This window comes from Geodermatophilus sp. SYSU D01036 (assembly GCF_054050435.1).
In genome coordinates this window covers 105,766-130,006 of record NZ_JBJGZJ010000006.1, presented here as the reverse complement: position 1 = coordinate 130,006, position 24,241 = coordinate 105,766, and the positions used below count along the sequence as shown (strand labels likewise).

The window sequence follows — 24,241 nt, the reverse complement described above, 5'->3', positions numbered from 1 at the left end:
CCGTCTTGCACCTGAAAAGGATTGCGCGTATCGTGCTTCGTGCGAGGGGAGTACCCGACCGCATCCGCGAAGCCGCCGCCCGTCAGTCCCGGCTCCTGCCCGGGCGCGGCCGGTCCTCCGGGACCGGGGGAGACCTCGCCGGACCGTGGGAGTCGCCGTGACCACCCTCGACCTCGCCCCACCGACCACCTCCCCCCGGCCGGGCGTCCCGGCGCCCGCCGGAGCCGGCACCCTCGCACCGGCCGGGGGCAGCCCGTCCCGGCTGCTGGCCGTCGTCACCGGCCGCGAGGGGGCGCTCGCGGTCCTCGACGAGGCGCACCGCACCGCCCGGGAGACAGGCCTGGAGGTGCACACCGCCCTGCTCCTCCCCCGGGTACCCGTCACCCTCGACGCCTCGCTCGTGGCGCGGCTGGTCGAGGAGGCCGACCGGGAGGAGACCGAGCTGGTCACCCTGGTGGTGCAGCGCGCGGCCGCCGCCGGCGTCCCGGTGCGGATCGGCGTCCACCGGCTGCCCGGCCTGCGCGGCCGCCGCCGGGAGCGGGTCCTCGACCGTGCCGTCGCCCGCCTGGCCCGGCGGCTGGACGCCGTGCCGCTGGGCTGGCCGGCGCCGTGACGGCCACCCGTGCCCGGCTCGAGTGGCCATCCCCCGAGCAGGTGCTCCTCCTGCAGTCGGTCCGCGCCGACCCGTGCGTGTCCCTGCTGATGGCGACCACCCCGGCGCCCCGCATGACCGACGACGACGCCCGCCGCCTGCAGCGCCTGGCCGCCCAGGCCGCGGACCGGCTGACCCGCGACGGCGCGCACCCGTCCCTGGCCGACGCCGTGGCCGGGGCGGTGGCCGCCGCGCGGCACGGTCCCACCGGGGCGGGGATCGCCGTCTACGTCAACGGCGTGGTGCGGGAGGTGGTGCGCCTGCCGGTGCCCGTCGCCGACCGCGTCGTCGTGGACCCGACCTTCGCCACCCGCGACCTGGTCCGCGCCCTGCACCGCACGCCGCGGCACGTCGTCCTGCTGCTGTCGGGCCGTGAGGCGCGGCTGCTCGAGGGCGTCGCCGGCGAGCTGCGGCCGCCGCCGCGGTCGGCGTTCCCGCTCACGGCGCGGGACGAGGACGCCGACGCCTTCCTGCGCCGGGTCGACCGGGCGCTGGGGACCCACCTGCGGCTGCACCCGGCGCCGCTGGTCCTGGTGGGCGGTGAGCGCACGACGGCCCGCTTCCGCCGGCTGTCGCGCAACACCGCCCGGCTGGCCGGGACGGTCCCCGCCGACCTGACCCGCGCCCCCCTCCCGGTGCTCGCCCCGCGGATCCGCGAGGTGCTCGAGGAGTACCTGCTGTCCCGTCAGGGCGAGGCGCTGACCCACCTGGAGCGGCGGCGCTCCCGGCACGCGGTCGTCGAGGGCATCGCCGCGGCCTGGCTGGCCGCCCGGCGGGAGCGGCCGGAGATGCTCGCCGTCGAGGAGGGGTTCACCCACCCGGCCCGCCTGAGCCCGGACGGCGACTTCCTCCTGCCCGCGGACGACGTCGAGCACCCCGACGTGGTCGACGACGTGGTGGACGAGCTCATCGAGCTGGTCCTGCTCCGCGGCGGGTGGATCGCGTTCGTGACCGACGGCGCGCTGTCCGCCTCCGGCCGGGTGGCGCTCACCCTCCGGTGAGGTGGTCCCCCGTCAGGCCGCGCGCCACACCGCCGCCCCGGCGACGACCTCGGCCCCGCCGACCAGGAGCGCGCCGCCGCAGCCGGTGCAGATCCACTCCGGGCACTCGCCGCCGTCGTCGGTGTGCCCGTCGGCGCACGGCGGCTGCTCGAACACGCGGTCCTCGCCGCAGTCCCGGCACGGCCAGGTCTGCAGGGCTGCGGTCTGCTGGACGGTCACGCGGATCCCCCTCGGCGTCGGGTTGCGGGACCGGTCCGTCCCGCCTCGACCCGACGGTCGCACGGGGCACCGACGGTTCCGGTCCGCCTCAGCCCGGCGTGTCGCCGCCGGTGCGGGCCGGGTCGGGGACGGCGCCGCGCGCCGCGGCCACCAGCGCCGCCTCGACGCGGGCCCGCTGCCCGGCGTCGATCGGGCAGCCGGTGGGGCTGCAGACGTAGAAGTAGTCGGCGGCGTCGGCCCCGAGGGTCTCGATCCGCGCGGAGGTGACGTCGAGGCCCTCGGCGGCGAGCGCGGCGGTGAGCCGGTACAGCAGGCCCGCCCGGTCGCCGGCGCGCACCTCGACGATGCTGGTCGCCTCGCCGCTGACCTCCGAGTCGTGCCAGGAGATCCGCGGCGGCGCGGACCGGGCGGCGTCCTGCCGGTAGTCGGCCTCGCGCTGGCGCAGCCGGTCGGCCAGCGGCAGCGTCCCCTCCAGGGCGGCGCGGACGGCGTCGGCCAGGATCGTCGGCTGCGGCGCGCGGCCGAACCGCGGGCGGACGGCGAACACCGCGGTCGCCCGGCCCTCGACGACGTTCACCTTCGCCGCGCGGACGTCGAGCTGGTTGAGCGCGAGCACCCCCGCGAGCCCGCTGAACAGGCCGTGCGCGTCGGGCGCCCCGATGGTCACCTGCTGGCCGTCGGCGACGTCCTCGACGCCCACGGTGACCGCGCCGTCGCCGCCGGCCTGGGTGACCGTCGGCGCGGTGGGGTGCAGCACGGGGTCGGGCCCGTCGACCACGGTGCCGCCGAGGTGCGCCTGCACGCGCGCCACGAGGTGCGCGACCAGGTGGGCCTTCCACGGCGACCACGCCGAGGTGCTGGTGGCCGCGCCGTCGGCCTGCGCCAGCGCGTGCAGCAGCTGCAGCACCTGGGGATCGCGGCCGATGGTGTCGGCGACCCGCTCGATGGTGGCGGGGTCGTCGATGTCGCGGCGGGTGGCGGTGTCGGGCAGCAGCAGGTGGTGGCGGACCAGCGTCCCCACGGTGGCGACGTCGGCCGGCGTGAAGCCCATGCGCTCGGCGACGCCGGCGGCGATCGACTCCCCGGCGACGCTGTGGTCGCCGGGCCAGCCCTTGCCGACGTCGTGCAGCAGCGCCGCGACCAGCAGCAGGTCGGGCCGGTCGACGTCGTGGGTGAGCTCGGCGGCGGCCGCGGCGGCCTCGACCAGGTGCCGGTCGACGGTGAACCGGTGCCACGGGTGGCGCTGCGGCAGCGACCGCACCCGGTCCCACTCCGGCAGCAGCCGGGCGAGCAGGCCCTCCTGGTCCAGCTGTTCGAGGACCGGCACCGCCGCGCGGCCGCTGGCCAGCAGCCGCAGGAACGACCAGCGGACCTCGGCCGGCCACGGCTCGGGCACCGGCGGCGAGTGCGCCGCGAGCACCTTGAGCGTGTAGGGCGACAGCAGCAGGTCGGCCCGGGCGGCGGCCGCGGCGCCGCGCATCACCAGGCCGGGGTCGGCGGCCGGGCGGGCGTCGCGGGCGAGCACCACCTCGTCGCCCTGGCGCACCACGCCCTCGGCCAGCGGCTCGCGGCGCACCCGGCGGTAGCGGGCGCGCGGCCGCCGCACCAGCGCGGCCTCCACCCGCCGCCAGGTGTCGTCGGCGACGAAGGCCAGCCGGCGCCCGGCCAGGCTCACCTCGCGCAGCAGCACGTCCTCGTCGGCGAGCCCGAGCGCCGCGGCGACCGGGCGCTGCTCCTGGCGCACGAGGACGTCGGTGGGCCGGCCCGAGCGGCGGCGCAGCTCGTCGCGGACGTCGAGCAGGAAGGAGTAGGCCGCCTCGGCCTCGGCGGAGGGCTCGTCGCCGAGCTGGGCGGCGGCGACCGCGCGCAGCACCTGGCCCTCGCGCAGGCCGCCATAGGCCTCCTTGAGGTCGGGCTCGAGCAGGAAGGCCAGCTCGCCGACCTGGCGGGCGCGGCCGCGGCGCAGGTCGCGCAACTGCAGCAGCAGCTTCGACGCCGACTGCCGCCAGCTGGCCAGCGTGGCGGTGCGCAGCGACGCGGCGAGGGCCGCGTCGCCGGCGACCAGCCGCGCGTCGAGCAACCCGAGGCCGGCCTTCACGTCGGTGGAGGCCACCGACACGGCCTCGGCGACCGAGCGCACCGAGTGGTCCAGCCGGACGCCGGCGTCCCAGATCGGGTACCAGACGGCGTCGGCGAGGGCGGCGACCTCCGGCCGGCCGTCGTGGACCAGCACGAGGTCCAGGTCGCCGTGCGGGGGCGGCTCGCGCCGGCCGAGGCTGCCCACGGCCACGAGCGCGACGCCGTCGGTGCCGGTCCGCGGCGGCGGACCCCCGCGGCCCGGCCGCGGGGGCGGTGTGCCGGCCACGGCGTCGGCCAGCAGGCCGCCCAGCCAGGCGTCGAGCACCCGCACCCGCTCGGCGCGCGGCAGCTCGGGCAGCGACCCCAGGTCCGGCACGGTCTCCCCCTCGGTCAGCGGTTCGGGAACGGCGTCGGCCGGGGCGGTGGTCCTCCCACCACCCCGGCCGACGGACGGGCTCCGGTCGGGACCCGGCTAGAGCGCGTCCTCGCCGCGCTCGCCGGTCCGGACCCGCACGATCTCGTCGATCGTGGTGACCCAGACCTTGCCGTCGCCGATCTGGCCGGTGGAGGCCGACTCGACGACGGCGTCCACCACGCGGGCGGCCTCGATCTCGCCGACGACGACCTCGATGCGGACCTTCGGGACGAAGTCCACCTGGTACTCGGCGCCGCGGTAGACCTCGGTGTGGCCGCGCTGGCGGCCGAAGCCCTGGACCTCGCTGACGGTGAGCCCGGTGATCCCGATCAGCTCGAGGGCGTTCTTCACGTCGTCGAGCTTGAACGGCTTGATGATGGCGGTGACGAGCTTCATGCCCGGACCCCTTCCGTGGTCTTCGGGGTGGTGGCCTGGTGGAGGGCGGACCCGCTGCCGCCCCCGAGGCTGGTGAAGTCGTACCCGGACTCGGCGTGGACGACGGTGTCGATCCCGGCGACCTCGTCCTCCTCGCTGATCCGGAAGCCCATGACGGCCTTGACGACCGCGGCGATCACCAGCGTCAGGACGAAGGAGAACACGAGCACCGCGACGGCGCCGACGGCCTGCCGCCAGAGCTGGTCGACACCGCCACCGTAGAAGAGCCCGTCGACACCGGCCGGCGCGTCGGCGGTGGCGAGGAACCCGACGGCGAGGGTGCCCCAGAGGCCGCCGACCAGGTGGACGCCGACGACGTCGAGCGAGTCGTCGTAGCCGAGGCGGTACTTCAGCCCGACGGCGAGGGCGCACAGCGCACCGGCGACGAGGCCCACGACGATGCTGCCGACCGGCGAGAGCGACGAGCAGGCCGGGGTGATGGCGACCAGGCCGGCGACAGCCCCGGAGGCCGCGCCCAGCGACGTGGCGTGCCCGTCGCGGACCTTCTCCGTGGCGAGCCAGCCGAGGACAGCGGCGCCGGTGGCGGCGAGGGTGTTGACCCAGACGACGGCGGCGGTGTTGTTGGCCGCGAGCGCGGAGCCGGCGTTGAAGCCGAACCAGCCGAACCACAGCAGGCCGGCGCCGAGCATGACCAGCGGCAGGTTGTGCGGGCGCATCGCCTCGCGGCCGAAGCCGCGCCGCCTGCCGAGCACCAGGGCGAGCGCCAGGCCCGCCGCACCGGCGTTGATGTGCACCGCGGTGCCGCCGGCGAAGTCGATCGCCGCCAGGTCGTTGGCGATCCAGCCGCCGGTGTGGGTGACCACGCCGTCGTCGTCGGTGAGGGTGAAGTCGAAGACCCAGTGGGCGACCGGGAAGTAGACGACGGTGGCCCACAGACCGGCGAAGACCATCCAGGAGCCGAACTTGGCCCGGTCGGCGATGGCGCCGGAGATCAGGGCGACGGTGATGATCGCGAAGACGGCCTGGAAGCCGACGAAGGCCATCGACGGCAGCCCGCCGGCCTCGCTGGTCGTGTCCTCCATGAGGCCCTTGAGGCCGAAGAACTCGCTCGGGTCGCCCAGCAGGCCGGCGCCGACGTCGTCGCCGAAGGCGACGGAGTAGCCGTAGAGCACCCAGAGCACGGTGATGAGCGCCAGCGCGCCGAAGCTCATCATCATCATGTTGAGCACGCTCTTCGCGCGGACCATGCCGCCGTAGAAGAGCGCGAGGCCCGGCGTCATCAACAGCACGAGAGCCGCGCTGGTGAGGATCCAGGCGGTGTCGCCGGTGTTGACCACGGCAACCTCCTGAGGTGGGTCGTGGGCCGTCGGCCGCAACGAGGGAACGGGCCCCGGCGGGCCGGGGACGGTCGGGGTCGCGGTCGCCCCCCTCCCTGGCGGCGACGCGGCGTTCACGGTGCCGGGGCGTTGTTTCCGGGGGCGTCGTCGCCGCGTTTCCGGGCCGTGAACTCCGCGCCGCGTGTCCCGGGGTCGTGTGACGGCCGTGTTGCCGGCACGTCCGGGCGGGGCGACGGCCACCCGCGGGGACCGCCTGCCAGGCATGTGCAGTTGCAAACCGTGTGCAATAAGGTCGGCGCGTCCGTCCGCCGTCCCCGCTGGAGGAACCCGTGAGCGTGCCCGCCCGAGCCGTGCCCGCCCCGCTCGGTGCACCGCGCTCGCCCGCCGGGCCGCGCGGGGGCTTCTCCGCCCGCGAGTGGCGGTCCATCGGCGGGATGGCGGCGTTCGTGCTGCTGCTGCACGTCGTCGGCTGGGGCGTCCTCGTCCTCGCCGTGGCGCCGCAGGAGTACCGGCTGGGCAGCACCGGCGTGCTCGGCGTCGGCGTGGGCCTGACCGCCTACATGCTCGGCGTCCGGCACGCCTTCGACGCCGACCACATCGCCTCGATCGACAACACCACCCGGAAGCTGGTCGAGGACGGCCGCCCGTCGGTGAGCACCGGGTTCTGGTTCTCCCTCGGGCACTCGTCGGTGGTCTTCGTCGCGAGCCTGCTGCTGGTGGCCGGGGTGCGCTCGGTGGCCGGGGTGGTCCAGGAGGACGACAACGCCGTCGGGCAGACGCTGGCGCTGGTCGGCACGCTCGTCGCCGGCAGCTTCCTGCTGCTCATCGGCCTGATGAACCTGGGCTCGGCCGTGGGCATCGCCCGGGTGTTCCGCCGGATGCGCACCGGCGAGTACGACGAGGCCGAGCTCGAGCACCACCTGCACAACCGCGGCTTCCTCGCCCGGCTGCTGGGCCGGGTGACCCGCCGGGTCGACCGCGCCTGGCACCTCTACCCGGTCGGGCTGCTCATGGGCCTCGGGTTCGACACCGCCACCCAGGTCGCGCTGCTGGTGCTGGCCGCGGGCTCGGCGGCGTTCGTGCTGCCCTGGTACGCGATCCTCGTCCTGCCGGTCCTGTTCGCCGCGGGCATGAGCCTGTTCGACACCGCCGACGGCGTCCTGATGTCGCGCGCCTACGGCTGGGCGTTCCTCAAGCCGGTCCGCAAGGTCTTCTACAACCTGACCATCACGGTGCTCTCGGTGACCGTGGCCCTGGTGATCGGCGCCCTCGTGCTCATCGGCCTGCTGGTCGAGCGGCTGCACGTCGACGGCGGCCCGCTGGCCTGGCTGGCCTCGCTCGACCTGGAGTTCGTCGGGTTCGCGATCGTCGGGCTGTTCGTGGTGACCTGGGCGGTCGCCGCAGTGGTCTGGCGGGTCGGCCGGATCGAGCAGCGCTGGTCGGACCCGGCCGGGGCCCGCTAGTCCGCGGCGCCGACCAGGCCCTCGGCGAAGGCCTCCGGCTCGAACGGCGCGAGGTCGTCGGCGCCCTCCCCCAGGCCGATGAGCTTGACCGGGATGCCGAGCTCGCGCTGCACCGAGACGACGATGCCGCCCTTGGCGGTGCCGTCGAGCTTGGTGAGCACCACGCCGGTGACGTCGACGGCCTGGGTGAACACCCGCGCCTGCACGATGCCGTTCTGGCCGGTGGTGGCGTCGAGGACCAGCAACGTCTCGGTGACCGGGCTCTGCTTCTCCACGACCCGCTTGATCTTGCCCAGCTCGTCCATGAGGCCGGACTTGGTGTGCAGCCGCCCGGCGGTGTCGACGACGACGGTGTCGACCTCGGCCTCGACGCCGGTGCGCACCGCCTCGAACGCCACCGACGCAGGGTCGGCGCCCTCCCGCCCGCGGACGGTGAGCACGCCCACCCGCTCGCCCCAGGTCTCGAGCTGGTCGGCGGCGGCGGCGCGGAAGGTGTCGGCGGCGCCGAGGACGACGCTCTTGCCGTCCCCGACGAGCACGCGGGCGATCTTGCCGACCGTCGTCGTCTTGCCGGCGCCGTTGACCCCGACGACGAGGAGCACGCCCGGCCGGCCGCCGTGCCGGTCGGTGGCCAGCCCGCGGTCGAGATCCGGCCCGAGGACGGCGGTCAGCTCGCGGACCAGGAGCGCGCGCAGGTCGGCGGGGGTGGCGGTGGCCAGGACCATCGACTGGGTGCGCAGCCGCTCGACGATCTGGGTGGTCGCGGCGACGCCGACGTCGGCGGCCAGCAGGGTCTCCTCGACCTCCTCCCAGTCGTCCTCGGTGAGCCGCTCGCGGGCCAGCACGGTCAGCAGGCCGCGGCCCAGCGAGGACTGCGAGCGGGCCAGCCGGGAGCGCAGCCGCACCAGCCGGCCGGCCGAGGGCGGGGGCGTCTCGAAGACGACGCCCGGCTCCGCCTCGGCCGGCGGCAGCTCGACGGCGGGCGGCGTCTCGGGCGAGACGGTGTCCGGCTCGGCCGGCGCGAGGCCCTGACCGGAGGCGGTGGCACCCGACGGGCGGTCCTCCCGCGGCGGCGCGGGCGGCGCGGTGGGCGGGCGCGGTCGGGTGAGCGTGGTGCCGGCGGCAGCGTCCTCGTCCAGCCGGGTGGTGTGGCGACCGCGGCCCACCAGGAGGCCCACCCCGGCGACGAGGGCCACGAGGACGATCGCGATCGCGATCAGCACGAACTCCATGCCGGTCAGTCTCCCAGTTCCCGCACGGCGGACTCTGGGCGGAACCCGGGTCCGTGGACGAGGCTGGCGGTCATGCCGCCGTCCGACGGGGATCCCCCGGCCCTGCTGCTCGGCCCGCTGCTGCGGCACGTCGACCCGGTGTCCGCGACCGTGTGGGTCGAGACCGACCGCGCGTGCACCGTCGAGGTCCTCGGGCGCAGCGCGCGCACCTTCCGCGTGGGCGGGCACCACTACGCGCTCGTCGTCGTCGAGGGGCTGGCGCCGGGCAGCACCACGCCCTACGAGGTGTACCTCGCGACCGACGGCACGGACGGCGTCCGGGTGTGGCCCGAGGAGGGCTCGCCGTTCCCACCGAGCCGGATCCGCACGCCCGGGCGGCCCGGGCCCTTCCGGCTGGCCTTCGGCTCCTGCCGCTACGCCGCGCCGGGCACCGTCGACGTCGCCGAGGGCATCCCGCCCGACGCGCTGGACGCCTACGCCGAGCGGGTCGCGGCGCTGCCCGAGGACGAGTGGCCCGACGCGCTGGTGCTGCTCGGCGACCAGGTCTACGCCGACGAGCTCACCCCGGCGACCCGCTCGTGGCTGGGCCTGCGCCGCGGCAGGGCGGTGGAGCGCGGCGCCCAGGTCCGCGACCTGGAGGAGTACACCCGGCTCTACGCCGAGTCCTGGAGCGACCCGCAGGTGCGCTGGCTGCTGGCCACCATCCCGTCGTCCATGGTCTTCGACGACCACGAGATGATCGACGACTGGAACACCTCGGCCGCCTGGCGGCGCCGGGTGACCGCCACCGACTGGTGGGCCGACCGCATCGCCGGCGGCATGGTCAGCTACTGGGTCTACCAGCACCTGGGCAACCTCTCCCCCGCCGAGCTGGCGGCCAGCGGGACGTGGCAGGCCGTGTGCGCGCTGCCCGAGGGCGCCGACGCCGAGCCGGTGCTGCGCGAGATGGCCGAGGCCGCCGACCGGGACCCGCGGTCGGTGCGCTGGAGCTACGTGCGCCACTGGGGCGAGGCGCGGCTGCTGATGGTCGACAGCCGGGCCGGGCGGGTGCTCGAGGAGCGGTCCCGCCGGATGGTCGACGACGACGAGTTCGCGTGGATCGAGGAGCAGATGCGCGCCGCGGTCGCGGACGGCGTCGAGCACCTGCTGGTCGGCACATCGCTGCCCTGGCTGCTCCCCCACGCGATCGACGCGATCGAGCGCTGGGACGAGGCGCTGGCGGTCCGGCACGAGGGGCGGCCGCTGGGCCGGCTGGCCGAGGCGCTGCGGCAGGCCGCCGACCTCGAGCACTGGGCCGCGTTCGGGCACTCCTTCGACCGGCTGGCCGCCGCGCTGCTGGCCGTGGCCCGCGGCGAGCACGGCCGGGCGCCGGCGACGGCGGTGGTGCTCTCCGGCGACGTCCACCACGCCTACGCCGCCGAGGTGGTCTCCCCCGGCGGCCTGGCCGGACGGGTGCACCAGCTCACCGTCTCGCCGCTGCACAACCAGGCACCGCACCCGATCCGGGTCGGCTTCCGGATCGGCTGGAGCCGCTGGGCGCGGCGGCTGACCGGGGCGGTCGCGCGGGCGGCCCGCGTCCGTCCCGCGTCGGTGGAGTGGGCCAAGGCGGCCGGGCCGTTCTTCGGCAACCAGGTGGGCGAGCTGGTGCTCGAGGGCCGGCGGGCGCGGTTCGTGCTGCACGTGACCGACCACCGGCCCGACGGCGAGGAGTGCCTGCAGCAGGTGCTCGACCTGCCGCTGGCCGGTCCGGTGCCCGCTGCGGCCCCGACGGCGGAGGTGACAGGCTGACGGGGTGACCGATCCCCGTGGTCAGAAGCCGGCCCCCGGGCCCGACCAGCCACCCATCCCCGTCCGGCTGGTCACCTTCAACACCCACCACGGCGTGGGCGACGACCGGCGGCACGACCTGCCGCGGCTGGCCAAGGTGCTCGCCGCCGCCGACGCCGACGTCATCTGCCTGCAGGAGGTGGACCGGCACTTCGGCGAGCGCAGCGAGGACGTCGACCAGGCGCTGCTGCTGTCCCGGGCGCTGGACATGCAGCTGGCCTGGGGCCCGGCGATCGACGAGGCCCGCCCCGGCGACGCGCCGCGGCGGCAGTACGGCAACGCGCTGCTGTCCCGGCTGCCGATCCTGGTCAGCGACGTCCACCCGCTGCCGGGCAGCGGCGAGCCGCGCAGCGCGCTGCGCACCCTGGTCGAGCTCGACGGCGGCGCGCTGTGGGTGACCACCACCCACCTGACGACCCGCTCGCCGGAGGAGCGCGCCGCGCAGGTGGACCTGCTGGCGGCGCTGACCACCGGGCCGATGGCCACCGGCGTGCTGGTCGGCGACCTCAACGCCGGCCCGGACGCTCCGGAGCTCGCCGGCCTGCGCGAGCGGTTCACCGACGCCTGGGAGGCCGCCGGCGAGCGCGAGGACCAGGCGCGGTGGCGCTTCTGGCAGCGCGACGAGGGCCTCACCCACCCCGCGCGCGCCCCGCACGTGCGCATCGACCAGGTGTGGGTGACCCCGGGCATCCAGGTCGCCGGGGCGCGGGTCCTCGACGGCGCCGGCGCCTCCGACCACCTGCCGCTCGTCGTCGACCTGCTGGTGCCCTCGGGGGTGTGAGACCCCTCAGGCGGAGGCGGCGTCGGCCTCCCGCAGGCGCTGGCTGATGACGCCGGTGATGCCGTCGCCGCGCATGCTCACGCCGTAGAGGGCGTCGGCGATCTCCATCGTCCGCTTCTGGTGGGTGATGACGATCAGCTGCGACGTCGCCCGCAGCTGCTCCACGAGGGTGAGCAGCCGGCCCAGGTTGACGTCGTCGAGCGCGGCCTCGACCTCGTCGAGCACGTAGAACGGCGAGGGCCGCGCCCGGAAGATCGACACCAGCAGCGCGACGGCGGTCAGCGAGCGCTCGCCGCCGGACAGCAGCGACAGCCGCTTGACCTTCTTGCCCGGCGGGCGGGCCTCGATCTCCACGCCGGTGGTGAGCATGTCCTCGGGGTCGGTGAGCACCAGCCGGCCCTGCCCGCCGGGGAACAGGGTGGCGAACACGCCCTCGAACTCGCGGGCGACGTCGGCGAAGGCGGACGCGAACACGTCGTGGATGCGCCCGTCGACCTCGCGGACGACGGTCAGCAGGTCCCGGCGGGTGGCCCTGAGGTCCTCGAGCTGGGTGGCGAGGAAGGTGTGCCGCTCCTCGAGCGCGGCGAACTCCTCCAGCGCTAGCGGGTTGACCTTGCCGAGGGTGGTGAGGTCCCGCTCGGCGCGGGCGGCGCGGCGCTCCTGGGTGGCGCGGTCGTAGGGCACAGCGGGCGGCTCGGGCTCCCCGGCGGCCTCGGCGGCGGCGACCTGCGCGGGGGTCGGCGGCACCGGCGCGGCCGGCCCGTACTCGGCGAGCAGCGTGGGCAGGTCGACGCCGAACTCCTCGGCGGCGCGCTCCTCCAGCGCCTCGATGCGCAGCCGCTGCTCGGCGCGGGCGACCTCGTCGCGGTGCACCTCGTCGGTGAGCCGCTCCAGCTCCGCGGTCGCCGCGCGGACCCGGGTGCGGACCTCGAGCAGTTCGGCCTCGCGGGCGGTGCGCTGCCGGGCCAGCTCGTCGCGCTCGGCGGCGGCGCGGGTCAGCGAGCCGGCCAGCGCGGTGAGGGCCTCCTCGGCGCCGGCGCGCACCCGGGCGGCGACCTCCGCGCCGCGGCGGCGGGCCAGCCGGGCGGCCGCGGCGCGCTCGCGGGCGGCCCGCTCCTGCCGGGCCTGGCGGCGCAGCGCGTCGGCGCGCCCGGACAGGGCCCGGGCCCGCTCCTCCGCCGTCCGCACGGCCAGCCGGGCCTCGGTCTCGGCCTGCCGGGCCGCGGCCACCTCCAGGCGCAGCCGGTCGCGCTGCTCGGCCGACGGCTCCTCCTCGACCGGCGCCGCCTCCGCCTCGGCGAGCCGCGCCTCGAGCTCGGCGAGGCCCGCCTGCGACTCCTCCAGCGCCCGCTCGGCGCGGCGCCGGGCGGCGTCCGAGCGCTCGGCCTCGGCGGCGGCCGACCGGGCCGCGGCGCCGAGCTCGGCGAGCTCCGCGGCGAGCTTCGAGCGGCTGCGGTCGGCGGCCTGGCGGGCGGCCAGCGCGGTGTCGACGTCGGCCGAGCGGGCGCGGGCGGTGTCGCGGGCGGCGGCCAGCCGGTCGGCGAGGTCGGCGGCGCGGTCGCTGGCGGCGGCGAGCTCGCGCTCGGCCTCGTCGACGCGGGCGCGCACCTCCAGGCCCGATGGGGCGTTGGTCGCGCCGCCGGTGGCGGAGTCGGCGCCCACGAGGTCGCCGTCGGCGGTGACCGCGCGCACCCGCGGGTGCGTGGCGACCAGCGCGCGGGCGGCGCCGAGGGTGGGGACGACGGCGACCCGGTCCAGCGCGCGGGCCAGCGCCGGGTGCAGCTCCGCGGTCGCCTCGACCAGGTCCAGTGCCCAGGACAGGCCCTCGGGCAGGGCCGGCCAGCCCTCGCGCGGCAGCGGCGGCGGGCCGCCGGTGACCAGCAGCGCGGCGCGGCCGGCGTCGGTGTCGCGCAGCTGCGCGAGCACGGCGGTGGCCTCGGCGACCCCGGTGACGACGACGGCCTCGGCCAGCCCGCCGAGCGCTGCGGCCAGCGGAACCTCCGCGCCGGGCGCCACGGTGATCCGCTCGGTGACCGGCCCGACGACGCCGGGCAGGCCCGAGGCGAGGACGGCGGCCGCGCCGTCGGCGGGGGCCAGGCCCAGGGCGAGCGCGTCGCGGCGGGCGGCCCAGGAGGCACGGTCGCGCTCGGCGGCGCGCTCGGCGTCGGCGAGCTCGGTGACGGTGCGCGCGGCGGCGGTGTGCGCGGCGACGGCGTCGGTGTGCGCGGTGACCAGCGCGACGTCCTCGTCGTCGGCGTCGGCGACGCCGGCCCGCCGCTCGGCCAGCCGCGCCGCGGCGGCCTCGGCGCGCCCGGCCGCCTCGGCGGCGGCCTGCGCCAGCCGCTCCACCTCGGCCTGCCCGGCGGCGGCGCGGGAGCGGCCGGCGGCGACCTTGCCCGACAGCCGGGCCAGGCCCTCGCGGCGGTCGGCGAGCGCGCGGGTGGCGGCCACCCAGGCGCGCTCCTCCGCGGCCAGCGCCTCCTCCAGCCCGGTGCGGGCGGTGACGGCGGTGGCCAGCCGGCCGCGCTCGGCCTCGAGCCCGGCGGCGAGCTCGGCCTCGGTCGCGGCGACGCGGTCGGCCTCGGCCTCCAGCTGCTCGGGGTCGCGGCCGCCGGTGGGGGCGGGCCCGGCGGCGGACAGGTGGCGGTGCCGCTCGGCGGCCAGCTGGGCGACGCCGCGGAACCGCTCGCCCAGCGCGGACAGCCGGTACCAGGTGTCCTGCGCGGCGCCCAGGCGGGGCGCGTCGGCGGCCAGCGCCGCCTCGAGCTCGGACTCGCGACGGGAGACGGCGGCGTGCTCGGCCTCGACGACGGCGCGCCGCTCGCGGGCCGCGGTCTCGTCGGCGACGTCCTTGGCGAGGGCGTCGCGCAGGCCGACCAGGTCGTCGGCGAGCAGCCGCAGGCGGGCATCGCGCAGCTCGGCCTGCACGCCGGCGGCGCGGCGGGCGACCTCGGCCTGGCGGCCCAGGGGCTTGAGCTGGCGGCGCAGCTCGGCGGTCAGGTCGGCCAGCCGGTCGAGGTTGGCCTGCATCGCGTCGAGCTTGCGGAGCGCCTTCTCCTTGCGCTTGCGGTGCTTGAGGACACCGGCGGCCTCCTCGACGAACGCGCGCCGGTCCTCGGGGCGACCGGACAGCACGGCGTCGAGCTGGCCCTGGCCGACGATGACGTGCATCTCGCGGCCGATGCCGGCGTCGCTCAGCAGCTCCTGCACGTCGAGCAGGCGGACCTTGTCGCCGTTGATCTCGTACTCGCTCTCGCCGGAGCGGTACATCCGGCGGGTGACCGAGACCTCGGTGTAGTCGATCGGCAGCGCGCCGTCGGCGTTGTCGATGGTGAGGGTCACCTCGGCCCGGCCCAGGGCCGGGCGGCCGGCGGTGCCGGCGAAGATGACGTCCTCCATCTTGCCGCCGCGCAGCGACTTCGCGCCCTGCTCGCCCAGGACCCAGGCGATGGCGTCGACGACGTTGGACTTGCCCGAGCCGTTGGGGCCGACGACGGCGGTGATGCCCGGCTCGAGCCGGAGCGTCGTCGGGGACGCGAAGGACTTGAAGCCCTTGAGCGTCAGGCTGGACAGGTGCACGGACTCGGCAGCCTAGTCCTCCCGGGGTGATGCGCCGGGACGGACGAGGCGGGTGGTGCTGAGGAGGAGAACGCGGTTACGCGAGGGCCGGCTCGGCGTTGTCGCCGGTCAGGCTCAGCAGCTCGTGGGCGATGGCCGCCTCCCGCTGGGCCCGCAGCTCGGTCAGTTCCTGCTCCAGGCGGCGCACCTTGGCACGCAGGACCGCGTTCTCCTCGAGTACGCGGAGCTCCGCGGGGGACACGACGGAACCGAACAGGGCCTTGGCCATGGCGGAAACGGCCTTTCCGACAGCGAGAGGGGGTGCCCGCCGCCCCGGGAGGTCGGTCGGCGCGGGCTTCGTGTCCCCAGGGTGACAGCCCCCGACACGCAGGTCAACGCCAAGACTGGAGCGTCATCGTGTCGGGGGGATGTCGTCTCCGTCACGCGGTGGTGAAGCCGCGGACCCCCTGCACCACGCGGTCCTCCTGCACCGTCCCGGTCACCCGGCCGGGGGCGTCCGGGCCGCTCAGCGCGGCGACGACGGCGCGCACGTCGTCGGCCGGTCCCTCCAGCTCGACCTCGACGCGGCCGTCGGGCAGGTTGCGCGCCGAGCCCGACAGGCCGGTGGCCTCGGCCAGGCCGCGGACGAACCAGCGGTAGCCGACGCCCTGCACGCGGCCGGAGACGAGCACGCGCACGCGGACGGCGTCGCTCACGACCGCCTCGCGCGCGGGCGCGGCTGGCACTGCGGGCAGCTGTAGCTCGACCGGTTCATGAACGACTCCCGGAGGATCGGCGTCCCGCACCGCGGGCAGGGCCGGTCGGCCTGGCCGTAGACGGCGAGGAAGCGGGAGAAGTAGCCGCTCTGCCCGTTGACGTCGACGTACAGCGAGTCGAACGAGGTGCCGCCCTGCGCCAGCGCCTCGCCGAGCACGCTGCGCACGCCGTCGAGCAGGTCCGCGACCTGGGTGCGGGTCAGCCGGTCGGTGGGCCGCGCGCCGTGCAGGCGGGCCCGCCACAGCGCCTCGTCGGCGTAGATGTTGCCGACGCCGCCGATCAGCGTCTGGTCCAGCAGCGCCCGCTTGACCTCGGTGCGTCGCCGGCGCAGCGCGGCGCTGAAGCCGGCCTCGTCGAAGGAGGTGTCCAGCGGGTCGATGGCGATGTGCGCCAGCCGCTGCGGGATGCGCTCCCCGTCGGCGTCCTCCACCGCCAGCCCGCCGAACGTGCGCTGGTCGACGAAGCGCAGCTCGCGGCCGCCGTCGGTGAAGGTGAACCGGGCGCGCAGGTGGGTCTCGTCGGGCTGGGAGCGCTTCTCCACCAGCAGCTGCCCGCTCATGCCGAGGTGGGCGACCATCGCCCGGCCGGCGGGCGTGCCGTCGTCCTCGGTGAGCGGCAGCCACAGGTACTTGCCGCGGCGGTGCGCGGCACCGAACGTGCGGCCGGTCAGCGCCGCGACGAAGTGCTCGGCGCCCTCGAGGTGCCGGCGGACCGCGCGCGGGTGGTGCACCTCGACGGCGGCCACGGTGCGCCCGGCGACCCAGCGCTCCAGTCCGCGCCGGACCACCTCGACCTCGGGCAGCTCGGGCACGGGTCAGTCCCCGGCGGCCACGGGTTCGGCGGAGACGGCGCGCCAGGCGGCCTCGGCGGCCTCCTGCTCGGCGGCCTTCTTGGTGCGACCGGTGCCCTTGCCCCGGACGATGCCGGCCAGCGACACCGCCGCGGTGAACGTCTTGGCGTGCGGCGGGCCCTCGTCGGTGACGTCGTAGACGGGGGCGCCCAGGCCGCGGGCGGCGCCGAGCTCCTGGAGGCTGGTCTTCCAGTCCAGGCCGGCCCCGCGGGTGGCGGACTCGACCAGCAGCGGGTCGAACAGCCGGTGCACGACGGCCGCCGCGACCTCCAGGCCCACGCCCAGGTGCACCGCGCCGATCAGCGCCTCGAGCGCGTCGGCGAGGATCGAGTCCTTCTCCCGGCCGCCGGTGGTCTCCTCGCCGCGGCCGAGCAGCAGGTGCGGCCCCAGGCCGCCGTCGCCGAGCCGGCGGGCGACCCCGGCCAGCGAGGTCATGTTGACCACCGACGCGCGCAGCTTGGCCAGCCGGCCCTCGGGCAGGTCCGGCTGGCTGCGGTAGAGCTCGTCGGTGACGACCAGGCCGAGCACCGCGTCGCCGAGGAACTCCAGCCGCTCGTTGGTGGGCAGGCCGCCGTGCTCGTAGGCGTAGGAGCGGTGGGTCAGCGCCAACCCCAGCAGGCCGCCGGGCAGCTCGATGCCGAGGGCGTCGAGCAGCCAGGCGGCCGCGGAGTCGGCGTGCGCCGGTCCCGCCGGCGAACCGCCGTCGGGGACGACCGGCGGGCGGGCGGCGCTGCCCACGTCGTGCCGGGTCAGACCGAGAGGACCTGGCGGCCGGCGTGCTGGCCGCAGTTCGGGCAGGCCTGGTGCGGCGGCTTGAGCTGGCCGCAGGCGCGGTTCGGGCAGGGGGCCAGCGTGGGGGCGCTCGCCTTCCACTGCGACCGGCGGGCGCGGGTGTTGGCGCGGGACATCTTCCGCTTCGGGACGGCCACGATCAGTTCTCCTCAGGGTCGCCCGGACGGTCGGTGACCGCTCCGGTGGTGAAACGGCCGGCGAGGCCGGCCCAGCGGGGATCGACCAGCTCGTGCGAGTGGTCGTCCGGCAGGTCGTCGAGGCGCTGGCCGCAGCCGGAGCACAGGCCGGCGCAGTCCTCGGTGCAGGTGGGCGAGAGCGGCAGGGCGAGCACGACGGCGTCGCGCACCATCGGCTGGAGGTCGATGCGCTCGCCCTCGACGAGGCGGACCTCGTCCTCCTCGCTGGTGGCCTCGGTGGTGCTGCCCGGGTAGGCGAACAGCTCCTGGACGTCGAGGTCGTAGGTGTCCTCGACCGGGTCCAGGCACCGGGCACACTGGCCCTCGACCGGGACCTCGACGTCGCCGGAGACCAGCACGCCCTCCATCACCGACTCCAGCCGCAGCCGCAGGTGGACCGGCGCGCCCTCGGGGACGCCGATCAACTCCAGCCGCCAGCCGTCGGGGGCCGGGATGGTGCGGTCGAGCTCCTGCATCGAGCCCGGACGGCGGCCGAGCTCGCGCAGTTCCACGGCCCAGGGGTCGGCAGCGGGGCGCCGGGCGTCGGAGGACGCGGCGCCGGGGCGGCGGTCGGCAGGTGCGGCAGGCATGTCGGTACTCGCGGTCGTCAGGTGGGAGGGGATCCGGCCGGGCGCGGACACCGGTGGTCGGACCAGCAACCGAGACTACCCGATCCCGCGCCGACGCCGTCCGGCCCTGGCGAGGTGCTGGAACGGCCACCCTTCAGGGGCCCGCGCCGAGCGTGCGAGGCGTGGGGGGAAGGGTGGTCCTCCTAGGGTTCCCGCAGCGTCTCGCGGGCCTTCTCCACCGAGCGCAGCATCCGCTCGAGGGTGGTGCCGAAGTCGGCCAGCCGGGTGTCGACGTACTCGTCGACCTCGGCGCGCATCCGGTCGACCTCGGCGACGGTCTGCGCGCCGAGCTCGTCGGAGCGGGCGACCGCGCCGCGGTAGACCTCGGTCTCGCTGACCAGCCGCTCGTGCTCGGCCTGCGCGGCGGCGAGCACCTCGGCGTGCTGCGCCTGGGCGTCGGCGAGCACCGCCTCGTGGTGGGCCTGCGCCTCGGCGACCAGCCGGTCGGCCTCCGCCTCGGCCCGGGTGAGCAGGTCCTCGGCCTCGGCCTGGGCGCGGGCGAGCAGCTCGTCGCGCTGCCGCCGGGCGGTGCCGAGGACCTCTTCGCGCTGCCGGCGGGCGGAGGCGACCAGCCGGTCGGCCTCCTCGCGGGTGCGGCCGGTGAGCTGCTCGGCCTCGGCCTGCGCCTGCTCGAGGATCTCGGTGCGCTGCTCGACGATGGCGCCGGCCGCGTGCACCTCCTCGGGCAGGTTCTCCCGCAGGTCGTCGAGCAGGTCGAGCAGGTGGTCGCGCGGCACCATGCAGGAGCCGGACATGGGCACGCTGCGCGCGCTCTCGATGACCCGGCTGAGCTCGTCGACGACCTCGTAGAGCCGGTAGACGACCTCGGTCACGACACCGCCCCGTCGTCGCGCTTGGCCAGCAGTCGCTCGAGGACCGCCTTGGGCACCAGCCGGGAGACGTCGCCGCCGAAGGTGGCGATCTGCTTGACCAGGCTGGAGGACAGGTGGCCGACCTGCGGCGCGGTGGGCACGAACAGCGTCTCGACGCCGGCCAGCTCGCGGTTCATCTGCGCCATCTGCAGCTCGTACTCGAAGTCGCCGACCGCCCGCAGGCCCTTGACCACCACCGGGATGTCGTGGCTGCGGCAGTAGTCGACGAGCAGGCCGCTGAAGCTGTCGACGACGACGTTGGGCAGCTCGGCCACCGCGTCGCGCAGCAGCTCCATGCGCTCGTCGACGGAGAACAGCCCGGCCTTGCCGGGGTTGACCAGGACGGCGACCACGAGCTCGTCGTACAGCGCGGCGGCCCGGGTGATGACGTCGACGTGGCCGTTGGTGACCGGGTCGAACGACCCGGGACAGACCGCTCGCCTCACGGGAGGCGACCGTACCGGAGCAACGCCTCCCCGTAGCGGCGGTCGCGGATCCCGGTCAGCGGTGTCGGCCACTCCCAGGGCTCCTCGCGGGAGGACCGCTCGACGACGACGACCGCGTCCGGGGCGAGCCACTCCCCCGTCACCAGCGCACTCAGCACGCCGCGCACCTCCTCGGCCGGGACGGCGTAGGGCGGGTCGGCCAGCACGAGGTCGAAGCGGGCCGGCGGCGCGCCGCCGACGACGGTGGGCACCGACCCGGCGACCACCCGCGCGCCGGGCAGGCCGACGGCGGCGACGTTGGCGCGCAGCACCGGCAGCACGCGGGGGCCGTTCTCGACGAGGACCACCTGCGCCGCGCCGCGGGACAGCGCCTCCAGCCCGAGCGCGCCGGAGCCGGCGTAGAGGTCGAGGACGGCGGCGCCGTCGAGGTCGAGCAGGGTGCCCAGGCTGTTGAACAGCCCCTCGCGGGCGCGGTCGCCGGTGGGCCGCACCCCGCTGGGCGGCACCTTGAGCCGCCGGCCCCCGGCCGCGCCGGAGATCAGGCGGGTCATGCCTTCTCGAGGTAGTCGGCGCGCTCGTCGGTGGCCAGGGCGGCGACCTCGGCGGCCAGGCCCGGGTGGTCGGCCAGCCCGCGCTCGGTGGCCAGCAGCGCGGTCGCCTCGGCGCGGGCGGTGGCGATGAGCTCCTCGTCCTCGAGCAGGGACAGCAGCTTGACGGTGGAGCGCCGCCCGGACTGCGCGGCGCCGAGGACGTCGCCCTCGCGGCGGGTCTCGAGGTCCACGCGGGCGAGCTCGAAGCCGTCGGAGGTGCCGGCGACCGCGGCCAGCCGCTGCCCGGTCGCCGTCGTCTCGCGGGCCTCGGTGACCAGCAGGCACAAGCCGCGGTGTTTACCGCGGGCGACGCGGCCGCGCAGCTGGTGGAGCTGGCTGACGCCGAAGCGGTCGGCGTCCATGACCACCATGACGGTGGCGTTGGGCACGTCGACGCCGACCTCGACGACGGTGGTGGCGACCAGGACGTCGACCTCGCGGGCGGCGAAGGCCCGCATGGTCGCCTCCTTGGCCTCGGGCGTCATGCGGCCGTGCAGCACCGCCAGCCGCAGCCCGGCGAGCGGGCCCTCGCTGAGCGCCTCGGCGACGTCGAGCACGGCCAGCGGCGGGCGCCGGTCGCCGTCGCCGCCGCTCTCCTGCGGGGCGTCGGCCTCGTCGGGCTCGTCCTCGCTGCCGGTGTCCTCGTCGCCGATCCGCGGGCAGACGACGTAGGCCTGCCGCCCGGCGGCGACCTCCTCGCGCAGCCGCTCCCAGGCGCGGTCGAGCCAGGCGGGCTTGTCGCTGACGGGGACCACCGAGCTGGCCACCCCGCCGCGGCCGCTGGGCAGCTGCCGCAGCACGGAGGTCTCCAGGTCGCCGTAGACGGTCATCGCGACGGTGCGCGGGATCGGCGTGGCGGTCATGACCAGCACGTGCGGCGGCCGGTTGCCCTTGGCGCGCAGCGCGTCGCGCTGCTCCACGCCGAAGCGGTGCTGCTCGTCGACGACGACCAGGCCGAGGTCGGCGAACTCGACGCCCTCCTGCAGCAGCGCGTGGGTGCCGACGACGATCCCGGCGCTGCCGTCGGCCACCGCGGCGCGGGCGGCGCGGCGGGCGGCGGCCTTGAGCGAGCCGGTGAGCAGCACGACCCTCGTGCCGGCGGGGTCGCCGTCGAGCTCGCCGGCGCGGGCCAGCGGGCCGAGCATCGCAGCGATGCTCCGGGCGTGCTGCGCGGCGAGGACCTCGGTGGGTGCCAGCAGCGCGGCCTGCCCGCCGGCGTCGACCACCTGCGCCATGGCGCGCAGCGCGACGACGGTCTTGCCGGAGCCGACCTCGCCCTGCAGCAGCCGGTGCATCGGGTGCTCGCGGGACAGCTCGGCGGCGAGCTCCTCCCCCACCTGCCGCTGCCCCTCGGTCAGCTCGAAGGGCAGCGCGGCGTCGACGGCGTCGAGCAGGCCGCCGCTCCGGCGCGGGCGGGCGGTGCCCGGCTCCAGGGCCGCGGCCCGGCGGCGGGCGCCCAGCACCAGCTGCAGGACCAGCGCCTCGTCCCACTTGAGGCGCTCCTCGGCGCGCTCGACGTCCTCGTCGCTGGTGGGGCGGTGCACGTCGAGCAGGGCGGCGGGGAGGCTGAGCAGCCCGTGGCGGCGGCGCAGGTCCTCGGGCAGCGGGTCCTCGACGAAGCCGAAGCCGCCGGAGGCGTCGAGCAGCAGTCGCACCGACTTCTGGATCACCCAGCTGGAGACCTCCTTGCTCGCCGGGTAGATCGGGATGAGCGCGCGGGCCCAGTCCTCGTCGTCGTCGCCGGTGATCAGGTGGAAGTCGGGGTGCGCGAACTGCTTGGTCCGGCGGTACTCGCCGACCGTGCCGGCGAACAGGCCCCAGGCGCCCTCCTCGAGCTTCCCGAACTTCCGGTTGAAGAAGACCAGCTGCATCTCGCCGGCGCCGTCGCCGACGGTGACCTCGGTGAGCGTGCCGGGCCGGTTGCGCATCCGCCGGCTGGTGACCCGCCGGACCTGGGCGAGCACGGTCACGCGGTCGCCGACCTGCAGGTCGTCGAGGCGGGTCATCTCGCCGCGGCGGGCGTAGCGGCGGGGGTAGTGGCGCAGCAGGTCGCGGACGGTGCGCAGCCCGAGCGACTCGGCCATCGCCTTCGCGGTCTTGGCGCCGAGCACGCGCGCGAGGTCGGTGTCGAGGGTCACCGCCATCGGGCTACTCCACCCCCACCTGCAGCGGCAGGACCGCGCCGGCGTCGTAGCGGACCACCTCGACGGTCGGGTGGACGGCGGCCAGGTGCGCGCAGACGGCGTCGCCGAGCACGGCGTCCGGCCCGACGACGAGCGTGGCCATCTCGCCGCCGGCCGACAGCAGCCGGTCGAGCAGGTCGCAGGCGACCGCGGCGAGGTCGCGCCCGATCACCACGACGTCGCCCTCCGCCGAGCCCAGCGCGTCGCCGGGGTGGCAGAACCCGGCGCTGGTGAGCGCCTCCTGCTCGGCGACGGTGACCTCGGCCCAGCGGGTGGCCGCGGCGGCCTCGGCCATCGCGATGACGTCGTCGCCGAAACGGCGGGCGGGGTCGGCGACGGCGATGGCCGCCAGGCCCTGCACCGGCGAGCGGGTGGGGACCACGGCGACGTCGCGGCCGGCCGCGCGGGCCCGCTCGGCGGCGCGCGCGGCGACCGGGGTCAGCGCGGGGTCGTTGGGCAGGACGACGACGTCGCAGGCGGCCGAGACGAGCACCTCGTCGAGCAGCTCGTCCTCGTCCACGCCGTCGGGCCCGCAGGTGACCACGCGGACGCCCTCGCCGGAGAACAGCTGCGCGAGGCCCTCCCCTGGCACGACCGCGACGACGGCGCGCCGGCCGGGCACCGGGGCGGGCGGGCGGACCGGCGCCAGGGGGGTGACGGTGATCCGGTGCGGCCGGCCGGCCTCGATGCCGGCCTCGATCGCGCCGCCGACGTCGCTGGTGTGCACGTGCACGTTCCACTGCCGGCCGGTGGGGGTGTCGACGCCCACGACGACCAGGCTGTCGCCGAGGGCGGCCAGCCGGGACTGCAGGACGGTGACGGCGGCCTCGTCGGCGTCGGCGAGCAGGTACTGCACCTCGCTGCCGGGGCCCGCCGGCGGCTGCGCCGGGACGGTGGCGGGGTCGGCGGGGTGCGCGGGGCGGGGCACCAGCGGCGGGCGCGCGGGCTCGACGCCGGTGACGGTGGCGACCAGGGCGTCGAGGACCAGGCAGAGGCCGGCGCCCCCGGCGTCGACCACGCCGGCGTCGCGCAGCGCGTCGAGCTGGCCGGGGGTGGCCTCCAGGGCCGTGCGGGCGCCGTCGGCGGCGGCGGTGACGACGTCGGCCAGGGCGGTGCGGCCCTCGGCGACGGCGGCCACGGCGCACTCGGCGCCCGCGCGGGCGACGGTGAGGAAGGTGCCCTCCTCCGGGTCGGCGACCGCGGAGTAGGCGGTGTCGGCGGCCTTCTGCAGGGCCGCGGCCAGCGCGGGGCCGTCGGCGGGCTCCTGGCCGGCGAGCTGGTCGGACAGGCCGCGCACCAGCTGGGCGAGGATGGTGCCGCTGTTGCCGCGGGCGCCGAGGACCGCGCCGCGGGTGAGCGCGGTCCAGGCCGGCTCGCGTCCCCCGGCGGCGTCGAGCTCGGCGACCGCCGCCTGCGCGGTGAGCAGCAGGTTGGTGCCGGTGTCGCCGTCGGGCACCGGGAAGACGTTGAGGTCGTCGAGGCTGTGCCGTCCCGCGGACAGCGCGGTGACCGCGGCGCGGCACCAGCGACCGACCGCGGCGTCGTCCAGCGCCTGCAGCACGGCCGGAGGGTACCCGCGGAGACGGACGGACCCGGTCCCGTGGCGGAGCCGGACCCGGTCCTCCTGCCACCTCGGCGACGGCTCCGCGGAGGAGCGGTTATGCTGGACGACGGTCTCGCGGTCGCCGCCTGTGCGCCGCCGTCTGAAAATCGATTCTCTGGGAGTGATCCACCGTGGCTGCCGTGTGCGATGTCTGTGGCAAGGGGCCCGGTTTCGGTATGTCGGTGTCGCACTCGCACCGCCGCACGCCGCGCCGTTGGAACCCGAACATCCAGTCGGTGCGGGCGCTCGTCGCCCCCGGCAACCGCAAGCGGATCAACGCCTGCACCTCGTGCATCCGCGCGGGCAAGGTCGTCCGCGCCTGATCGCCGGGCCTCCTGACGGAGGCCGCCGCTCGCCGAGGAC

At 76.6% G+C, this 24,241-nt stretch carries 23 protein-coding genes; 6 read left to right on the top strand and 17 right to left on the bottom strand.

Translation table 11 applies throughout. From position 1 onward, the window contains the following. Window positions 1–157: 157 nt before the first annotated feature. Both ACI8AR_RS09045 and ACI8AR_RS09040 read left to right on the top strand, forming a co-directional pair. Window positions 158–613, top strand: coding sequence for a hypothetical protein (locus ACI8AR_RS09045; protein WP_457050719.1), 456 nt, complete (start codon window positions 158–160; stop codon window positions 611–613). Next, window positions 610–1,653: a baeRF3 domain-containing protein gene (locus ACI8AR_RS09040; protein WP_457050718.1), complete on the top strand. Its 1,044-nt coding sequence runs from the start codon at window positions 610–612 to the stop codon at window positions 1,651–1,653. Before ACI8AR_RS09045 ends, ACI8AR_RS09040 begins: the two co-directional genes overlap by 4 nt. 12 nt (window positions 1,654–1,665) lie before the next feature. On the opposite strand, the gene ACI8AR_RS09035 is transcribed toward ACI8AR_RS09040, so the two are convergent. The 4 genes from ACI8AR_RS09035 to ACI8AR_RS09020 all read right to left on the bottom strand — a co-directional run bounded on the left by ACI8AR_RS09035 (window position 1,666) and on the right by ACI8AR_RS09020 (window position 6,099). Then, a complete protein-coding gene (locus ACI8AR_RS09035; RefSeq protein WP_457050717.1) occupies window positions 1,666–1,872 on the bottom strand; it encodes a hypothetical protein in 207 nt (68 codons plus the stop codon). A gap of 88 nt (window positions 1,873–1,960) precedes the next feature. Then, window positions 1,961–4,327: a [protein-PII] uridylyltransferase gene (locus ACI8AR_RS09030; RefSeq protein ID WP_457050716.1), complete on the bottom strand. Its 2,367-nt coding sequence runs from the start codon at window positions 4,325–4,327 to the stop codon at window positions 1,961–1,963. Between the two features lie 96 nt (window positions 4,328–4,423). Then, window positions 4,424–4,762, bottom strand: a complete 339-nt coding sequence (locus tag ACI8AR_RS09025) for a P-II family nitrogen regulator (RefSeq protein WP_073421809.1) — start codon at window positions 4,760–4,762, stop codon at window positions 4,424–4,426. After that, complete coding sequence (locus ACI8AR_RS09020) at window positions 4,759–6,099, bottom strand: ammonium transporter (RefSeq protein ID WP_457050715.1); 1,341 nt, start codon at window positions 6,097–6,099, stop codon at window positions 4,759–4,761. The genes ACI8AR_RS09025 and ACI8AR_RS09020 overlap by 4 nt, the downstream gene beginning before the upstream one ends. Before the next feature lie 335 nt (window positions 6,100–6,434). On the opposite strand from ACI8AR_RS09020, the gene nicT reads away from it, so the two are divergent. Beyond that, on the top strand, window positions 6,435–7,562 hold the full coding sequence (gene nicT, locus ACI8AR_RS09015; RefSeq protein WP_457050714.1) for a Nickel transporter NicT: 1,128 nt from the start codon (window positions 6,435–6,437) through the stop codon (window positions 7,560–7,562). On the opposite strand, the gene ftsY is transcribed toward nicT, so the two are convergent. Beyond that, on the bottom strand, window positions 7,559–8,794 hold the full coding sequence (ftsY, locus tag ACI8AR_RS09010) for a signal recognition particle-docking protein FtsY (protein ID WP_457050713.1): 1,236 nt from the start codon (window positions 8,792–8,794) through the stop codon (window positions 7,559–7,561). The two genes, nicT and ftsY, sit on opposite strands and share 4 nt — an antisense overlap. A 72-nt stretch (window positions 8,795–8,866) precedes the next feature. On the opposite strand from ftsY, the gene ACI8AR_RS09005 reads away from it, so the two are divergent. Together ACI8AR_RS09005 and ACI8AR_RS09000 are read left to right on the top strand one after the other, a co-directional pair. Continuing rightward, window positions 8,867–10,582: an alkaline phosphatase D family protein gene (locus ACI8AR_RS09005; RefSeq protein ID WP_457050712.1), complete on the top strand. Its 1,716-nt coding sequence runs from the start codon at window positions 8,867–8,869 to the stop codon at window positions 10,580–10,582. 4 nt (window positions 10,583–10,586) lie between these two features. Next, window positions 10,587–11,402 (top strand): endonuclease/exonuclease/phosphatase family protein, encoded by an 816-nt coding sequence (locus ACI8AR_RS09000; RefSeq protein WP_457050711.1) that lies wholly within the window; start codon window positions 10,587–10,589, stop codon window positions 11,400–11,402. Between the two features lie 6 nt (window positions 11,403–11,408). On the opposite strand, the gene smc is transcribed toward ACI8AR_RS09000, so the two are convergent. The 12 genes from smc to ACI8AR_RS08940 form a co-directional block, all read right to left on the bottom strand. Beyond that, window positions 11,409–14,981: a chromosome segregation protein SMC gene (gene smc / locus ACI8AR_RS08995; RefSeq protein WP_457050710.1), complete on the bottom strand. Its 3,573-nt coding sequence runs from the start codon at window positions 14,979–14,981 to the stop codon at window positions 11,409–11,411. 76 nt (window positions 14,982–15,057) lie between these two features. Beyond that, complete coding sequence (locus tag ACI8AR_RS08990) at window positions 15,058–15,249, bottom strand: hypothetical protein (protein ID WP_456929224.1); 192 nt, start codon at window positions 15,247–15,249, stop codon at window positions 15,058–15,060. A gap of 151 nt (window positions 15,250–15,400) precedes the next feature. Continuing rightward, window positions 15,401–15,676, bottom strand: coding sequence for an acylphosphatase (locus ACI8AR_RS08985; protein WP_457050709.1), 276 nt, complete (start codon window positions 15,674–15,676; stop codon window positions 15,401–15,403). After that, on the bottom strand, window positions 15,673–16,548 hold the full coding sequence (mutM, locus tag ACI8AR_RS08980; RefSeq protein ID WP_457050708.1) for a bifunctional DNA-formamidopyrimidine glycosylase/DNA-(apurinic or apyrimidinic site) lyase: 876 nt from the start codon (window positions 16,546–16,548) through the stop codon (window positions 15,673–15,675). The genes ACI8AR_RS08985 and mutM overlap by 4 nt, the downstream gene beginning before the upstream one ends. A gap of 3 nt (window positions 16,549–16,551) precedes the next feature. Next, the gene (gene rnc, locus ACI8AR_RS08975; protein ID WP_457050707.1) at window positions 16,552–17,325 is read right to left on the bottom strand and encodes a ribonuclease III; all 774 of its coding nucleotides are present in this window, start codon (window positions 17,323–17,325) and stop codon (window positions 16,552–16,554) included. Between the two features lie 11 nt (window positions 17,326–17,336). Beyond that, window positions 17,337–17,516, bottom strand: a complete 180-nt coding sequence (gene rpmF / locus ACI8AR_RS08970) for a 50S ribosomal protein L32 (protein ID WP_089402499.1) — start codon at window positions 17,514–17,516, stop codon at window positions 17,337–17,339. 2 nt (window positions 17,517–17,518) lie between these two features. Continuing rightward, a complete protein-coding gene (locus ACI8AR_RS08965) occupies window positions 17,519–18,145 on the bottom strand; it encodes a YceD family protein (protein ID WP_457050706.1) in 627 nt (208 codons plus the stop codon). A 182-nt stretch (window positions 18,146–18,327) separates the two neighbouring features. Beyond that, complete coding sequence (locus ACI8AR_RS08960; RefSeq protein ID WP_457050705.1) at window positions 18,328–19,017, bottom strand: hypothetical protein; 690 nt, start codon at window positions 19,015–19,017, stop codon at window positions 18,328–18,330. After that, entirely contained in the window at window positions 19,014–19,502 is a 489-nt protein-coding gene (coaD, locus tag ACI8AR_RS08955; RefSeq protein WP_457050704.1) for a pantetheine-phosphate adenylyltransferase, read from the bottom strand. The genes ACI8AR_RS08960 and coaD overlap by 4 nt, the downstream gene beginning before the upstream one ends. Further along, the gene (gene rsmD / locus ACI8AR_RS08950) at window positions 19,499–20,053 is read right to left on the bottom strand and encodes a 16S rRNA (guanine(966)-N(2))-methyltransferase RsmD (RefSeq protein ID WP_457050703.1); all 555 of its coding nucleotides are present in this window, start codon (window positions 20,051–20,053) and stop codon (window positions 19,499–19,501) included. The genes coaD and rsmD overlap by 4 nt, the downstream gene beginning before the upstream one ends. Continuing rightward, window positions 20,050–22,236 carry an ATP-dependent DNA helicase RecG gene (gene recG / locus ACI8AR_RS08945; RefSeq protein ID WP_457050702.1) on the bottom strand — a complete coding sequence of 729 codons (2,187 nt, stop codon included), beginning with the start codon at window positions 22,234–22,236 and terminating at the stop codon, window positions 20,050–20,052. The genes rsmD and recG overlap by 4 nt, the downstream gene beginning before the upstream one ends. 4 nt (window positions 22,237–22,240) lie before the next feature. Continuing rightward, complete coding sequence (locus ACI8AR_RS08940) at window positions 22,241–23,836, bottom strand: DAK2 domain-containing protein (RefSeq protein WP_457050701.1); 1,596 nt, start codon at window positions 23,834–23,836, stop codon at window positions 22,241–22,243. A gap of 173 nt (window positions 23,837–24,009) precedes the next feature. Here ACI8AR_RS08940 and rpmB point away from each other — a divergent pair, with 173 nt between their 5' ends. Beyond that, window positions 24,010–24,201 carry a 50S ribosomal protein L28 gene (rpmB, locus tag ACI8AR_RS08935; RefSeq protein WP_073421792.1) on the top strand — a complete coding sequence of 64 codons (192 nt, stop codon included), beginning with the start codon at window positions 24,010–24,012 and terminating at the stop codon, window positions 24,199–24,201. Window positions 24,202–24,241: the final 40 nt, after the last annotated feature.